This window comes from Sphingobacterium sp. 18053 (assembly GCF_902706145.1).
In the GTDB taxonomy this organism is placed as follows: Bacteria; Bacteroidota; Bacteroidia; order Sphingobacteriales; family Sphingobacteriaceae; genus Sphingobacterium; species Sphingobacterium paramultivorum.
Genome location: NZ_CACSJW010000005.1, coordinates 390,913 through 406,164, shown reverse-complemented (window position 1 = coordinate 406,164; position 15,252 = coordinate 390,913). Strand labels below are relative to the sequence as shown.

Sequence of the window (15,252 nt, the reverse complement as noted above, 5' to 3'; positions counted from 1 at the left end):
TCAGATAACATGATATCAATATGAGTTTTTTACATCCATTTCTCTAAAATCAGGAATAACGGTATTATGCTTGTTTTTCGAAAAGACTTACTTGTTTATATATTTCTTTATTATCGGCGAAAAACGCCGATAATATAAGTTTTGTTAAATAAATCAGTTTATGTATATTTGATTTATCGGCGTTTTTCGCCGATAAATTTAAATAGTTTAAACATGAATATGTATTCTCAGAGAAGGAAAGATGTGTTAAAATTAGTGCCGGAGGGAGCTTTGGTTACCAGATCTTGGCTACAGCAGAATGATCTCACAGGCCATGCGATCGATAATTTATTGAAGAGTCGACTATTGGAATCTGTGAAAAATGGAGTATATAAACGTGAAGGGGCAGAAGTGGAATGGGGGGATATTGTCTATTTCCTGCAGAAACAGCTAGATACAGATCTAACCATTGGAGGCCTATCGGCTTTAGAACTTCAGAAACTGACCCATTATCTCCCGATGTCTAATCAACGCTTGATTCATTTATATGGCCGGGATAATCTTCCCATATGGATAAATAACCTTACAACAGGGATCAAATTTCTTAAGCATAGTTCTGGCTATTTATTTGGTAATAGTTTTGAAGATGAAAGGCCGCTAGCATTACTTGAGTTTACTGGAGCTTTCAGTTGGAAAAATACAAAGGAAGGCTTACGTATATCCATTCCTGAAAGAGCTATTTTGGAAGTGATGAATCAAGTTCCCCAAAATATATCATTTGAACATGCGGATGAATTAATGCAAGGATTAAATACGCTTTCTCCTAGGACACTCCAAAGATTATTGGAACTGTGCACAAATATCAAAGTTCGCAGGCTTTTCTTTTACCTTGCCGAGCGTCAAAATCATACCTGGTTTACAAAACTTCAATCTGAGAAAATAGATTTTGGATCTGGTAATCGTGTGATCGTCACAGGTGGGAAACTAAATAAGAAATATAAAATAACTGTTCCTGATTTTTATGAGTAAGAAAGAAGAATATGCCGAGCAGGTCCGTTTATTGATCCGATTGTTACCTATAATCGATAAAGAAGACTGTTTTGCACTTAAAGACGGTACGGCTATTAATTTGTTTTATAGAGATTTGCCAAGGCTTTCCGTAGACATCGATTTGTTGTATCTGCCAATGGAGGATCGCGACGCCTCTCTTGAAAATATCAGAGCTGCATTAGCGAGAATAACAGATTCCATAAAGAAATCGATTGCAGGTGCCCAAGTTCAAAATACAACACTACAACAGGATAATTCTTTACGAATAATAGTTTCACTTAATGATGTTCGTGTTAAAATAGAACTATCTCCTGTTATACGTGGAAGCCTTTTCCCAGCTGTCAGAATGGAAGTGCGACCGCAGGTTGAAAAAGAATTTGGTTATGCTGAAATGCTAGTTGCATCACACCCAGATCTGTATGCTGGTAAACTTTGCGCTGCCCTAGATCGTCAACATCCCCGTGATTTGTTTGATGTAAAACAGTTATACGAAAATGAAGGATTAACGGAAGAATTACGAAAAACATTTCTTGTATTTTTAATAAGTCATTTTCGACCGATGGCAGAACTGCTTAATCCAAACCGAAAAGATATCTCAGGTATATATGAAATGGAGTTTGCGCAAATGGCAGAAATTGAAGTTTCTTTAGAGGAGCTACTTTCTGTACGGGAGAAACTGATTGCAGATATCAACAAGGAGATGACTGATAGTGAACGTAAATTTTTACTCTCTGTCAAAAATAAGACACCTGATTGGGCACTCTTAGGATTGGACGCAGCTTTAGTCTCGGAACTTCATTCAGTGAAATGGAGATTAATCAATTTAAATAAAATGTCAGAGAATAAACACGTGACCGCTTACAAAAATCTAGAAGCTGTCCTATATCCTTAAAGTCAAGCTGAATAGGAGAGATATGGCTTTTTTACGTCAAAAGGGCCTGATTTTCATCAGACCCTTTCTGTTAGCGTTTATTTGTACAATAATTTTTATGTTTCCTATCGTTTCCTCTTTTTTGTTTCGTCATCCAATGCTTTTAAAGACTATTGGATTTTCACTGTACGACGCCAATTTTTATGTTGAACCTTTCTTTCGAAAGGTAGCTTGTAGCCGGTTTGTATTGTAAGAACAACAGTCAATTTGAAATAGTTTTATTGGAGTAATTTTTTTTGATAACTTGATATGACGGCAGCTGTCTCAATAAAGTATTTTAAAAGTACATAGCATTTCAACCGTAGGATTACTTTTATATGAAAAATCGTTATATCGTTACGCCAAAAGACAAAAGGGCAGAAGAGTTATTGGATTTTAATGAAGCCGGAGATCATGATTTGATCCAGTTAGTTCTCTCAGAGTCGCAATTTTATCAATTAGATGCTTTTGGTGTATTTTCAGATTTGAATAATATGCTAGGCTGTTTAATAGATGATTTTGAAGACGATGCTATTACGAATAAGCAACAGCTGGAGGAAGGATTAAAATATTTAAAAAATGTAAGGTTAAAAGATGATCGTATTCAGGAGCTTATGGAAGAAATTATTAGCCTTTTTGAAGAAGCAGTGAAAAGGGAAACAGGCGTTTATTTTTTCTTTTAATTGGAGCTATGCAATTTTTAAATTGTTAAAATAAAACTCACCTCCCCATTCCCGTCATTCACCGAGTTTTCCCGATCGTTGGTCTAAAGCCGATAGGCTAGGAGCGTATTGTGTCGTAGTTTTGAGTCAACAAATAAGAACAACAGAACTAACACAATAAAATAAAGACATTATGAAAACGCTAGTAAAAACATTCACAGCAGCAGCTTTAATCGCAGTATCTACATTCGCTATGGCAGCTGAAGGACCTGGAGCAAAAGCAACAAAAGCAAACGTAAATCTTTCCACAGCAGACTTCGCTTTAGAGCATTATGTTGCGGTAACCACGGAGGGCGAATCAGCAGGGGTGGAACAGTTATTCGCCGAAGATTTTAATCAAAAGATCCAAGCTACCAATGCACAAAGTAACAGCCGTAGCGAAGTCGTTAAAGCTTTTAAAAAACAAAAAGGAGAGAAGCTGAACTGTACAGTAAGCACAGACATCTTAGAAGAATCAGCAGACTATATGGTTGCTAAAGTCACGTTGAAATTTGAGAACTTCACCAAAACAGATCTAGTTACTTTGGAGCGTGCGGGCAATGACTGGAAAGTATCCAAATCGATCAATTCGTATAAATAAGTATTTAAATAACTAGTGATCTGCCGAGATCAGTTTAAGGGTAGATCACTAGTGAATCAAATGTTTAAATTTAGTTTAGAAGCCACGTCGTGAGATGTGGTTTTTTTGTTTTGTCATGCAATGTGCTTTACGCGTTGATTGCCGATCATCAAACTTTAAATTCTGGCGCAATCATCACTTTTTCCTCTTTCACGTTATTCAGGAAATCGCTGTATTTTATAGGTAATTTTTTACGATAAAAATAAAAATAGAAGTCAAATGAACCGCCCACGATCCCATTTCCTGGTACGTATATAAATCTGTCAATACCTCTATCTACCTCCAGTTCATGATTATGCGTATGCCAGTCTGTGTAAGTCCAAAATTGATAACCCATCGCACCATTTTTAAACTTGATGACTTTGGATAAATATTCTCTTCGGTCCCTTAGATAGTCGAAAGTAGGATAGTCGTAAGGGGTATTGCCGATAGTGTAATCAGGAAATTCTTCATGGGGATATCTCTTTTTAAAAATAGCTTCCATTTCAGTAATTTTAATAGGCTCTTGCTCAATATTTATTGTTCCAAACATATTCTGAAAAATGGAAGGCCTATTTCTTATCGCAAAAAATTGTATTAGACAATGTTTGGACGAATAGTATTTGTCGTCAATTTTCCGGATAATTTGATATTCGTTGAAATATTTATTTTTTGCACCGTATGTTTTATCAAAATCAGCGTATGTATTGGCTCTTAATAGCCTTTTAAGGTATTGGTGGGGTATCGTATCATTTTTGATACTATCCAGTTGAATTTCAGTCCAATCCCGGTTTCCTTCTAAATCTGGAAGAACGGCAATAAGAATTAGATTAAGGTCTTTTTGATGGCCCAATTTATTTCGATCTATAGCTATACCATCGATGAACGTCAGTGAAAATAGCTCAACGCTTTTCTTGATACCATACAAGTTATCTGTAGATAATTTGTAATTATCTAAGATACAGTCCTGTGGCTGATCAGGTAATAAGATATATTTGACGTTGGCTGATAAACTGAGCGAAACAATTAATAGTGGCATCAAAAGCCATAATCTGGACAGTTTAATTACATGTTGTTTCATCTTTTCTTTCGTTATGGTTAATAACAGTATTCTTCTCAGCCTTGCTAAAATCATTTAATGAACCGACTTTGGTGAATAACATTTTTTAATGTGATGAGCGATCATCAAACTTTAAATTCTGGCGCAATCATCACTTTTTCCTCTTTTACGTTATTCAGGAAATCGCTGAATTTTATAGGTAATTTTTTACTATGAAAATAAAAGTAGAAGTCAAATGAACCGCCCACGATCCCTTTTCCGGGGACGTATATAAATCTGTCAATACCTCTATCTACCTCCAACTCATGATCATGCGTATGCCAATTCGTATAGGTCCAAAACTGGTAACCAATTTCGTTATTTTGGAACTTGATGGTTTTTGACAAGTATTCTTTCCGATCTCTTAAATAATCAATAGCGCTACTGTAGGAATAAGGTGTGTCGCCGATCGTATATGGTGGAAAGTTAGTGCCGGGGTATCTCTTTTTAAAAATAGTTTCCATTTCTGTAATCTTGAGCGGTTCTTGCTCAATATTTATTGTCCCAAACACATTCTGAAAAATGGAAGGCCTATTTCTGACGGCAAAAAATTGAATTAAACAATGTTTAGAGGCAAAGTATTTGTTGCCAATTTTCCGGATAATTTGATATTCGTCAAAATATTTAGTTTTTGGACCATAAGGATCGTCTAAACCTGAAAGCGTATTTATTCGGAATAATCTATTTAATACCGAAGTAGTAATAAGGTCGTCTTTAATAGTATCGAGATTAATTTCTTTCCAATCTGCGCTCCCTGACAAATCGGGGAGGACAGCAATAAGTATTATATTAAGCTGAGTGTTGGCATTAATTTTATCTTTACTTATTGGGTCTGGTCCGTTATGGAATGTGAGTGTAAATAACTCTACATTCTTTTCTATACCATATAGTTTTTCTGTTGATAATTTGTACTGATCAATTGAATAGCTCTCCGGCTTATCTGGCATAACAAAATATTTTGGTCGGCTAAATAAACTAACATTGACAAATATAAATGACAATAAAAGTAATAATCTGAATATTTTAATTACATGTTGTTCCATCATTTCCTTCTCTATGTTTAATAACTTTGTTTTTCTCCGCTTCGCTAAAATCATTTACCACGCCGACTTTAGATAATGCCATGGCATCAGAATCACTTATATTAGGATTAAATGAACTATGTGCAGCAGCTAAATCGTTCAAAAGTGATCCATATTCATTATGTCCTTTTACAAACCTTGGTTGGCCGTTAATATTGATTTTTGTAAATCCTGGATATAAAATTCCGAATTCTTCTTTCAGCCATCGAAAAATCCTATTCTCTAAGTTAGGAATTTTTGCTAGCAATTATGAAAATCCGTTATTCGGAGATGAGTTTAAATAACTTTTATAGGCATTGTGTTCGTACCTGCTTCGTATAGCCTTCGGATCATGACATGTAGGGTTCGATTGTTGACCAGTATCTGAACAGTTTTTCCCTGTACAGAGACTGGACAAGGTCTGTTGGGTGTCTGTACAATATCTATTGATGATCCGAACGTGGTACGAATCTGATACGAAGCAGACTTACCTATCTATTCCCGCCATTCACCGAGTTTTCCTGATCGTTGGTCTAAAGCCCATAGGCTAGGGGCCTATTGTGTTGTAGTTTTGAGTCAACAAATAAGAACTAAAAACTAACACGATAAAAAAAGACATTATGAAAACTCTAGTAAAAACATTCGTAGCAGCAGCTTTAATCGCTGTATCAACTTTCACTATGGCAGCTGAAGGACCTGGAACAAAAGCAACAAAAACAATCGTTAACCTTTCCACAGCAGACTTCGCTTTAGAGCACTACGTTGCGGTAACCACAGAGGGCGAATCAGCAGGCGTAGAGCAGTTGTTCGCCGAAGATTTCAGCCAGAAGATTCAAGCTTACAACGCACAGTCTAACAGCCGTATTGCAATAGTTACACTATTGAAAAAGCAAAAAGGAGAAAAGCTAAACTGTACAGTAAGCACAGGTATCATCGAGGAATCGGCAGACTATATGGTCGCTAAAGTAACGTTGAAATTTGAAAACTTCACCAAAACAGATTTAGTTACCTTGGAGCGTGTGGGCAATGACTGGAAAGTATCTAAATCGATCAATTCGTATAAGTAGTATCCAATAACTGGTGGTTTGCTATTAAAAGAAGGCAAACCACTAGTGAATCATATGTTTATTAAGGCCACGTCGGGAGATGTGGCTTTTTTACGTTTTATGGTTGCTCATCGACTCAACTTTTCGGTAGTTGTATTCTACCGCTTACATTGGATGCTTTTCACTCAAATACCCCTCGAATGAAGCCTAAGTTTGTGTAAGAATTAAAAACAACAGCATTATGGAAAATCAAATACTTTTAAGAAAAGCACGTTTTGCCCCTTTAACTTAATGTTCTGTATATCAGCTTAGCTTTTAGAATGTATGCTGTAAAGATTTATGATACTCTTCTTTCATCTTTCTGTTAGACTTTTATGGTCGATGACTTTGACTACAGCATATTAAATAGCTCACTTACTTTTTCGTACAAAGCAATAATAACAAGAGTAATATTGATCATTAAAAAGTTTTCTAACGAAAATTTATATAGCCTCAATTGATTATTATAATAATTGACTATATTGGTGTATGCAGCTATATATTCAAACCAAAAAACACTTATCCTCCCTTGATGAAATACCTTTCCGATTGGAAAAAGATATTCAAAATATTTTTGAAGATAACCTAGAATCTATTACAGGGTTGAGATTTATTAAGTCAGAATTTATAATTAAAGCACAGCGTTTTGATACTTTGGCTTTTGACCTTGAATCTAAAGCTTTTGTAATTATCGAATATAAACGGGAGAGGAATTATTCTGTGGTTGACCAAGGTGTGTCTTACCTTAACCTTATGCTGGAGAATAAAGCTGAGTTTATAATAGAGTATAATGAATCTCAACAAGGAAACTTAAAACGGACCGACGTAGATTGGTCTCAATCTAGAGTAATATTTGTATCTCCTTCTTTCACTGATTTTCAGAAGCAAGCATCCAACTTCAAAGATCTGCCCATTGAGCTATGGGAAATCAAGCAATATGAAGGGGGAATTGTAGTTGTTAACCCAGTGAAAAAATCAAAAGCTGCTCCAAGTATTAAACAAGTGCAGCAAAAGGAAGATACACCTATTGCAAAAGTTGTCAGTGAGATAAAAGTATATACAGAAGAGGATCATCTAAAAAACAAGTCAGAACTTGTGAAAGAGCTTTATGAAGTTTTTAAGTCAGGGATAATTAATCTTACTGCAGATATTAACGTAACTCCCAAAAAACTATATATAAGTTTTGAAAAAGGTACTAGAATAATCGCTGATATTGTAGTGCAGTCACAGGAATTAAAACTTTATATCAATACACAGAATTGTAGTTTCTCAGATCTACGAAAATTAGGAGCTCCTATGACCGATAAGACAAAATGGGGGCGGGGCTACTATCAGATTTCTATAAAGGATACCGAAAATCTTGAATATATCATGAGTTTAGTGAAACAGGCTATTTAGCCTATTTGAAAAATTATTGTGAATTATTGGCATATGCAATTGCATCCTGCAGATCATAAGGAGTGGACTGTATCGGATATAAAGGAAATTTTGAAAAGAAATATAATAGGTTGCAGTGGCGATCCGGTGCAGCAATTTTGTAAGATCAAAAAAGAAGATTTGGTACTTGTCAGACATGGAGGTACCGTTATAGGTTTGGTGAGGGTGAAAGAAAACCCTAAAGGGATCGATCCGGATCTGAAAGATGATTATATATGGTTTGACTATTTCGCAGCAGTAGATGTTTTGGATATTTATGATGATAAAACAATATACGGTGAAGGATGGTACCTTCCTAAAACATTGATGCCAGTCGAAAATGAAATTGCCTATTCCTATATTGATAACCTCTATAAAGATTATGTAACAACGATGAAAGAAGGAAATATGAATGAGCTTATGGGGCTTTTAGAGTATAAAAGACAAATTATACTCCAAGGGCCTCCGGGGACTGGTAAAACTCGACTAGCGAAAGAAATTGCGACGAGAATCTCTAATGGAACCATAAAAAAAACACCTATGGATTTGTTTAAGGATTACATAGCTTCATATGTGCGGGAGGATCATTGGGTTTCAGAATTAAAACATTACGCGGAAATGCGGGATAATTTTTATAGAGCATTTCCGAAAGAATCTTTAAGTAGCATTACTAAGGAAGAATATTCTATCGGAACAGGAGATAACAATAGTTTTTGCTGGTGGATTGAGCGCGGTTTACAAAAGCTTGGAAAGTACTTCCCTGGTAATTCCAGTAATTACCATATGTATTTCAGTAAAGAAAAGCAGGATTATATATCGAGTCGAAAGTTAGATAACTTCGGCGGTTTTCAAGCTATTCCAATTGCTTTGAGTGAATTAGTAAATGATAGAAAAACTGAAAGGGCATCATTGCTTTTTGGTTCAGGATTTATTTTAAAAATATTAAATAGTTATTATCCAGATGAGTACTTTCCAGTTAACGGAGAGGAGGCTATCAATAATATTATTAAGGTTTTTAATATCCCAAGCAGTGATACTAATCCAATTGAAAAGAACAAAATGATTAATGAATTCTTTAAGAATATCATAGATAACGCCGATGTTGATATAACCACTTATGAGATTATGCATTATCTTTTTGGTCGATTGGGAGTCGGTGGAGATGTGTTACTAATAGAAGAGCAGGAGATTAAGTTTAAAAATGAAACAACTATTATCCAGTTTCATCCTTCATATACTTATGAAGATTTTGTAAGAGGTATTTCAGCCAAATCTTCGGAAGGAAATATAGAGTATATTGTAGAAAATAAAACCTTGGGATTACTTATTGAAAAAGCACTATTAAATCCTCTTTCCAAATTTGTCTTAATCATTGATGAGATAAATAGAGCTAATTTGTCGTCAGTCCTGGGCGAACTAATTTACGCATTAGAATATAGGTATAGACCCGAAGATTCAGAAGAAAACAAAAGGATACAAATAGTTCAGAGCATTTATGGGTTAGTTGATGGAAGCAAAGAGGTGAACTATGATTTGTGTTTACCTCAAAACCTTTATATTATTGGCACTATGAATACCGCAGATCGATCGGTTGGGCATATTGATTATGCAATTAGAAGACGATTTGCCTTTGTCGATATCTTGCCAAAGAATTTAAAACGAGATGGTGAAATTAGATTTGATGAAGGATTATTTGAGCAGGTGTCAAAATTGTTTATCAAAGATTACCAGAAAGATAAAGATTATTCGTTATTAACTCATAAAATTGAACCCTCTAAGTACATTTCTAATGATTTCCGTCCGGAAGACGTGTGGTTAGGACACTCCTATTTTATGGATAAGAGTAAAGAAAAAGGTTCTATGGATATTCGTTTAAAGTATGAAATCAAACCTATTTTATTAGAATATATAAAAGATGGTATATTGAAAGAAGATGCGTTAACCGAGATAGAAAAACTTACTGCCTCTGTTTAATTGCGATGGGAATACTAATAAGCGAGCATAAGAAGACTTCTTTAACTCTTTGTGAAGAAGGGGGAGGTGAGTTCTATGATGATAGATTAAAAGTCAATAAGACGGTCTTTGAACAATTATGTGCTAGCAATATCAGAATATTTAAGAAGCATCGAGGGAAGAAAATCTATCCCTATAAAAAGCTTATTGGCGAAAAAAAAGTTGATTTTGAGGCTGATTATTATATTGGCGTTGACTGGGTAATTGCCAGTCAACGTTATATTTATGTTGAACCTAAAATTAATGTTGCCATTTTTGATTACTTTGGTAAGCAGGCAGAATTAGATCCGGTTAAAGAAGAGGAGATAGATAAGTTAGATAATCAAGCTCAAAAGGTTCTAAGCACATGGGATAAGATCGGTCCTGAGGTAAATTATTTAGCTATGCTTATGAATGTTATGACCGATGAGCAAGCTAGCAAAGAATGTGGAGATTTGGTATTGATTGATTGGGAGGCGCCAAACATCACAATCAATCAACAGGATGATAGACTTACTCCCTTTTTAGTCGTGCAGTTTTTACAGATACTAAGTCAGATTGTTCGAAAGGGATTGAAGAAATCCTATTATAAAGTTCAAGAAAATTTAAGTAACAAAGTAAAAGGAAAAATACTTGTCAGCCAGCATATTAAGCAAAATCTTTTAAAGAACCGTCATACAAAGACCAACTGTGAATATCAGGTTTTTGGAGTAGATAATCCTGAAAATCAGTTTCTCAAAAAAGTAATGCAATTTGCATCTAAATATGTAGAGAATAATCCAACTTTTTTTCAGCAAAATGATAATACGATCCGGGAACTTATCGACTACTGCCGTCCAACTTTTGATCAGATCACAGATCTGAACGATGAAAATCAAGTTCGGCACATCAAGTATAATCCATTTTTTAAAGAATATAAGGAAGCAGTCAGGATCGGGCACTTTATACTAAAGCGCTTTTCATATAATATTTCAAAGGCTACCAACAAGTTAATAGAAACACCACCATTTTGGATAGATATGCCTCGATTATTTGAGCTATATGTCTACTCACAGCTTATTAAAGCTAATCCAAAAGAGCGGAATAAAATACTTTACCAGTTTTCCACCTATGGAAATGCGCTGGATATTCTTATAACGCATCTTGGTTTCCACTGTATTATTGATGCTAAGTATAAATTGCATTATAATCATGGGTTGGTCCATGCCGATATTAGACAGGTTGCTGGATATGCTCGGCTGAAACAGGTAAGAGCAAAACTGGAGCTTTCAGATAATGATGATAGTAATATTGATTGTCTAATAATCTATCCAGATATTGATGGGGTAGAAAATTTGACACTAGAAAATATTAAATCAAAAAGGCAACCAATCTCAGCTTATCATAAAGTTTGGAAATTGAATGTTAGGATCCCCTGTATAGGATGAAAATAATAATTAACCGCTTAAGATTAAAATACCATCGCAGTCATCTCATCTTCCAACCTCTTAAGCTGTAAATTCAACTCGACTTTTTTATTAAACTGCTCGCAGGAAGATATAGCCGATCGTAGTATGTTAATTTTTTTCCGAATTTTAAAGAGTTTTGAACTCTTTTCGACAAGCTCAGCCATAGAATTCACTTCTTTCGATACAAAAGGAGATAGCTGCTTACAAAAATCAAAGAAAATAGCATCTAGGCTTTCTTTCAAATTCAACTGGAAGGTGCTGTCTTTTGCCACGAACCATTCTGAAAAGAATTCCCAATCCAAGACATAAGAATCAATACGAGTAGGGTGTGGATGTTTGGCTGAGGCAGATAAATAAAATCGGTCGCCATATTGCACGACAAATATGACGCCGTAAGGAACACTTTTGTTGATAACAGCGAGTAATTCTGATATTCGCTTCTCCTGTTTTAGTTCAATATGTATGATCTGGATTTCCGTGAAATACTTACCGGACAGATTTATTGTTGAAGGCGCCAATTTATGTGTCCAGGAAATTTTACTGATCAAATTTGTAAACCACTGTTTTTGCTTATTCGATGTAAAGCGGTCAAAAGAATTCTTTGGGATAATTTTCCCGTAGGCTGTACTGATCGGTAAATTAAAAAGATCGACCATTAGCGGACAATTAAAAAAGTGATTAATTGAAAATCTTCCAATCCCTTTATTTTATCCATCAATGTAGTGGTGCCGCCTGATCGGAATAGACTATGTATTTCTTTTTCTTCTTCTGCTTGGATAATGGAGCTGATACTATCTTTTAATAAGCGTGAATAGTTATCCATTCGATGGTATTCATCTGTCTCTTCATTCAATGCTTTACAAAGATCGGTTATCGGTTCCGTTTTACCTTTGCATAGCTTGCGCATGGCATCGAGTATCTTTTTAGATTCTACGTGCTTCAGATGAAGTAGTCCATCCGAACAGATATATACCAGGTAGTATGGATGTAAACGATTAGCTTTATTGATGTTGACCGACGAATTTATATTCTTCAGGACAAATATGGTACCTGCCGGCAACATGTCATCAGAAGGAACAATAGCATGTAGTCCTTCGGGAATATGATCTAATGTTCCATACAGTTTAAAATAATTGGAAAGATCCACCCGAAAATCGTTTAATCCAAGATCTGTGATATCTACGCCCTCTCGAAGATCTTCGAGATCAATTACTTCATCTTTCAGCTTTTGAAGCTGTATCTTTCTGTACTCTAGATCTTGCTCTCTAGCGTTCAAGATGTTGTCATCTCCCGTACTGGACATATTCGAAATCAGCATACGGCTCTCTACTTTTTGCTTTAGATTGATATAGGCGTCCAGCGTCACATCTGGCCAAAAATTGACAAGTGTTATCGTATCATTTTTAGATCCAATACGATCGATCCGGCCAAATCGTTGAATGATACGCACTGGATTCCAATGAATGTCATAGTTGACTAGATAATCACAGTCCTGTAGGTTTTGTCCCTCCGAAATGCAGTCTGTTGCAATCAGAATGTCAATCTCTTCATTTATCTGTGGATATAACTGAGATTTTCCTTTTGATATCGGAGAAAAGCAAGTGAGTAATGGATTCAAATCCGAAGGTATAGTTTTTGCTGAACTGATTTTTCTCGATCCAGTAATGAGCGTTGTATTGATGCCATATTTATTTTTAAAATGAGTTTCAATATGCTCGTACAGATAATTTGCTGTATCTGCAAAAGCGGTAAAGACAATCGCTTTTTTATTCTGACCATTAAAAGGATGGTTTATTTTTCCTTCTAATAATTCAAGAAGCTGACGAAGTTTGTAATCGTTATTTCCACGGACAAGCTCAATGCTATTCCAGATACTTCGTAGTAGCTTTAGATCATCCTGCAAATCTTCTTGCCAACGATAAACATCTATGTCGGCAACATGGACTTTGATTTTTTTACCAATAAAGTATTCCTCATCACCCCAATCGGAGTCCCAGTCAAAATTTTCGTCTTCAATTCTTGCCTGTATACCCTCATCATCTAATTTTACACCATTTTTGATAGTCTTTTGTGTTTTCTCAATTAAACCGATAATACCTTGAAGCGTGATACGGAATGAATCAACAGAGCTCTCTAACCGCTTTAAAAGGTTAATACGCATCAGAATACGTAAGCTATTGTCCCGATCTTTTTGTGATAATTTGCTCGCTCCCGCACGAACTTCCTTATCGTACAGCGATCGATAATAATCCAACTTGCTGTCGAGAATGTAATTCAATGGCGTGTAGACCGAAAGATTTAATAGTGTCAGACTTTCTGCTATTTGCACGTAGGTGATATGTCCATCCTCCGTTAAAGGGCTTTGAATTGCGAGTGGCTCATTTCGCTTCGGAAACTTACCGATAGCACTGATGTCGTAATAGGTAGTAATGTGCTTTCTCGATCGTGCGATGGTTAATGAATCCAATATCTCGAAGAAATCAAAGTCAAGCATCTCCAATAGATGTTCAGTTGTACGATATGCCGTATCGTATTTACTCCAGGTATTGAAAGCTTGTTGTGCTTTTCTGAAAACCTGCTCTATGGAGCTTTTGGTATCCAATTTTTGATCTATAATGGCGGCTTCCCCCTCGTACGCCAATGCTAATTGATTCCGTAAATCCGCAAAACGGTTGTTGACAGGTGTTGCGGACAACATAAGGACCTTTGTCTCGATTCCTTCCTTAATCACTTTACGCAATAACTTCTGATATCGATTTTCCCGGTCTGAATATGGATTGTTATTTCTGAAATTATGAGATTCGTCAATGACCACCAAACCATAATTCCCCCAATTGACATTTTCCAAACTTCTACCGTTGCTCATACCTTGGTCGCGACTGAGATCTGTATGAAATAATACATCATACCGGAAGCGGTCCGCTGCCAAAAAATTGTTCTTGTCATTATGACGGTAGACATTCCAGTTCGCTTCTAATTTTTTTGGACACAATACCAGAACATCCTTATTCCGCATTTCGTAGTATTTGATCACCCCTAAAGCAGAGAAGGTTTTGCCCAAGCCTACACTATCCGCTAAAATGCAGCCGCTATATTTTTCAAGCTTGTTAATGGCACCTATTACAGCATCACGTTGAAAATTGTAGAGCTTGCTCCATATTAACGTATCTTTAAAACCAATTTGATCATTAGGCAATGTATTCAAGGAAAGGTCTTCAAGAAAATCATTAAAAATATTGTATAGCGTAATGAAATAGATAAACTCGGGACTGTTCTCTTTATAAGCTGTCTCAAAATAGCTTTGCACTTGCTCGGTTACTTCTTTTAGATCTTCTTCGTTTTTCCACACCTGATCAAACCATTCCAGATAAGCTTCACTATCTGGATAGTTTGTTTTTTGAATCAGGGTAGGGAAGCCTTTTTTATGTGTAAATCCTAAATCAGCCGTCGTAAAGCCTCCAATATGCGCATAATTGACTGAATCCTCTGCACTGTTCTTCACATGTATCATTCCATGTAAGGGTTGATGAAAATGCCGATTCGATTTAAACCGAACCTTGTCTTTTACCCATTTTGAACATTCCCGTGCAATAGCACGTTGATTAAGCTGATTCTTGAGCCGAAGTTCAAATTCTCCACCACAAAGGTTAGCCTCCTTGTGTAGATGGGGGATGAAAAACTTGGGGACTTCTTTCTTTAAGTTTTCTTCTACGAATGTAGGCGAACTGAATATAAAGCGGAGCTCATCGATTTCGCCTAGTTCCTTCCGAAGGGCTTCAAAAGCATAGATCGAAAAGGAAGACGCGGCTATACTCAATCTACTTCCTCGTTGAATCTGTTGCCGTAGGTCGTCACCAAGGCGTTTGTTGATATTATCGATGAGTTGCATAGG

General features: G+C 35.9%; 13 protein-coding genes. 8 read left to right on the top strand and 5 right to left on the bottom strand.

The features are described from left to right. The first annotated feature begins 213 nt into the window (after positions 1 to 213). From GVK91_RS14135 to GVK91_RS14120, 4 genes are all read left to right on the top strand, one after another. Positions 214 to 1,008 carry a type IV toxin-antitoxin system AbiEi family antitoxin gene (locus GVK91_RS14135; RefSeq protein WP_159729525.1) on the top strand — a complete coding sequence of 265 codons (795 nt, stop codon included), beginning with the start codon at positions 214 to 216 and terminating at the stop codon, positions 1,006 to 1,008. Then, the gene (locus GVK91_RS14130; protein ID WP_159729523.1) at positions 1,001 to 1,921 is read left to right on the top strand and encodes a nucleotidyl transferase AbiEii/AbiGii toxin family protein; all 921 of its coding nucleotides are present in this window, start codon (positions 1,001 to 1,003) and stop codon (positions 1,919 to 1,921) included. Before GVK91_RS14135 ends, GVK91_RS14130 begins: the two co-directional genes overlap by 8 nt. A 356-nt stretch (positions 1,922 to 2,277) precedes the next feature. Then, the gene (locus GVK91_RS14125) at positions 2,278 to 2,622 is read left to right on the top strand and encodes a hypothetical protein (protein ID WP_159729521.1); all 345 of its coding nucleotides are present in this window, start codon (positions 2,278 to 2,280) and stop codon (positions 2,620 to 2,622) included. A 172-nt stretch (positions 2,623 to 2,794) separates the two neighbouring features. Then, entirely contained in the window at positions 2,795 to 3,241 is a 447-nt protein-coding gene (locus tag GVK91_RS14120) for a nuclear transport factor 2 family protein (RefSeq protein WP_159729519.1), read from the top strand. A gap of 148 nt (positions 3,242 to 3,389) precedes the next feature. Here GVK91_RS14120 and GVK91_RS14115 read toward each other — a convergent pair whose 3' ends face one another. The 3 genes from GVK91_RS14115 to GVK91_RS14105 form a co-directional block, all read right to left on the bottom strand. Continuing rightward, a complete protein-coding gene (locus tag GVK91_RS14115) occupies positions 3,390 to 4,340 on the bottom strand; it encodes a hypothetical protein (protein WP_159729517.1) in 951 nt (316 codons plus the stop codon). Positions 4,341 to 4,444: 104 nt separating this feature from the next. Beyond that, complete coding sequence (locus GVK91_RS14110; protein WP_159729515.1) at positions 4,445 to 5,305, bottom strand: hypothetical protein; 861 nt, start codon at positions 5,303 to 5,305, stop codon at positions 4,445 to 4,447. A 76-nt stretch (positions 5,306 to 5,381) separates the two neighbouring features. Next, positions 5,382 to 5,687, bottom strand: coding sequence for a hypothetical protein (locus tag GVK91_RS14105; RefSeq protein ID WP_159729513.1), 306 nt, complete (start codon positions 5,685 to 5,687; stop codon positions 5,382 to 5,384). A 352-nt stretch (positions 5,688 to 6,039) separates the two neighbouring features. On the opposite strand from GVK91_RS14105, the gene GVK91_RS14100 reads away from it, so the two are divergent. From GVK91_RS14100 to GVK91_RS14085, 4 genes are all read left to right on the top strand, one after another. After that, the gene (locus GVK91_RS14100) at positions 6,040 to 6,486 is read left to right on the top strand and encodes a nuclear transport factor 2 family protein (RefSeq protein ID WP_159729511.1); all 447 of its coding nucleotides are present in this window, start codon (positions 6,040 to 6,042) and stop codon (positions 6,484 to 6,486) included. Between the two features lie 507 nt (positions 6,487 to 6,993). Next, positions 6,994 to 7,902: a DUF5655 domain-containing protein gene (locus tag GVK91_RS14095; RefSeq protein WP_159729509.1), complete on the top strand. Its 909-nt coding sequence runs from the start codon at positions 6,994 to 6,996 to the stop codon at positions 7,900 to 7,902. Positions 7,903 to 7,935: 33 nt separating this feature from the next. After that, entirely contained in the window at positions 7,936 to 9,894 is a 1,959-nt protein-coding gene (locus tag GVK91_RS14090; RefSeq protein ID WP_200845618.1) for an AAA family ATPase, read from the top strand. A gap of 5 nt (positions 9,895 to 9,899) precedes the next feature. After that, positions 9,900 to 11,339 (top strand): restriction endonuclease, encoded by a 1,440-nt coding sequence (locus GVK91_RS14085; protein ID WP_159729507.1) that lies wholly within the window; start codon positions 9,900 to 9,902, stop codon positions 11,337 to 11,339. A gap of 23 nt (positions 11,340 to 11,362) precedes the next feature. On the opposite strand, the gene GVK91_RS14080 is transcribed toward GVK91_RS14085, so the two are convergent. Next, a complete protein-coding gene (locus GVK91_RS14080; RefSeq protein ID WP_159729505.1) occupies positions 11,363 to 12,016 on the bottom strand; it encodes a DUF4391 domain-containing protein in 654 nt (217 codons plus the stop codon). Beyond that, positions 12,016 to 15,249, bottom strand: coding sequence for a helicase-related protein (locus GVK91_RS14075; RefSeq protein ID WP_159729503.1), 3,234 nt, complete (start codon positions 15,247 to 15,249; stop codon positions 12,016 to 12,018). Before GVK91_RS14075 ends, GVK91_RS14080 begins: the two co-directional genes overlap by 1 nt. Between the last annotated feature and the right edge of the window lie 3 nt (positions 15,250 to 15,252).

Bases quoted from the DNA above. Each gene is read 5' to 3' on its own strand.
- GVK91_RS14130 (WP_159729523.1), top strand. From the start codon at position 1,001: ATGAGTAAGAAAGAAGAATATGCCGAGCAGGTCCGTTTATTGATCCGA.
- GVK91_RS14135 (WP_159729525.1), top strand. From the start codon at position 214: ATGAATATGTATTCTCAGAGAAGGAAAGATGTGTTAAAATTAGTGCCG.
- GVK91_RS14115 (WP_159729517.1), bottom strand. From the start codon at position 4,340: ATGAAACAACATGTAATTAAACTGTCCAGATTATGGCTTTTGATGCCA.
- GVK91_RS14125 (WP_159729521.1), top strand. From the start codon at position 2,278: ATGAAAAATCGTTATATCGTTACGCCAAAAGACAAAAGGGCAGAAGAG.
- GVK91_RS14085 (WP_159729507.1), top strand. From the start codon at position 9,900: ATGGGAATACTAATAAGCGAGCATAAGAAGACTTCTTTAACTCTTTGT.
- GVK91_RS14080 (WP_159729505.1), bottom strand. From the start codon at position 12,016: ATGGTCGATCTTTTTAATTTACCGATCAGTACAGCCTACGGGAAAATT.
- GVK91_RS14100 (WP_159729511.1), top strand. From the start codon at position 6,040: ATGAAAACTCTAGTAAAAACATTCGTAGCAGCAGCTTTAATCGCTGTA.
- GVK91_RS14075 (WP_159729503.1), bottom strand. From the start codon at position 15,249: ATGCAACTCATCGATAATATCAACAAACGCCTTGGTGACGACCTACGG.
- GVK91_RS14120 (WP_159729519.1), top strand. From the start codon at position 2,795: ATGAAAACGCTAGTAAAAACATTCACAGCAGCAGCTTTAATCGCAGTA.
- GVK91_RS14090 (WP_200845618.1), top strand. From the start codon at position 7,936: ATGCAATTGCATCCTGCAGATCATAAGGAGTGGACTGTATCGGATATA.
- GVK91_RS14095 (WP_159729509.1), top strand. From the start codon at position 6,994: ATGCAGCTATATATTCAAACCAAAAAACACTTATCCTCCCTTGATGAA.
- GVK91_RS14110 (WP_159729515.1), bottom strand. From the start codon at position 5,305: ATGCCAGATAAGCCGGAGAGCTATTCAATTGATCAGTACAAATTATCA.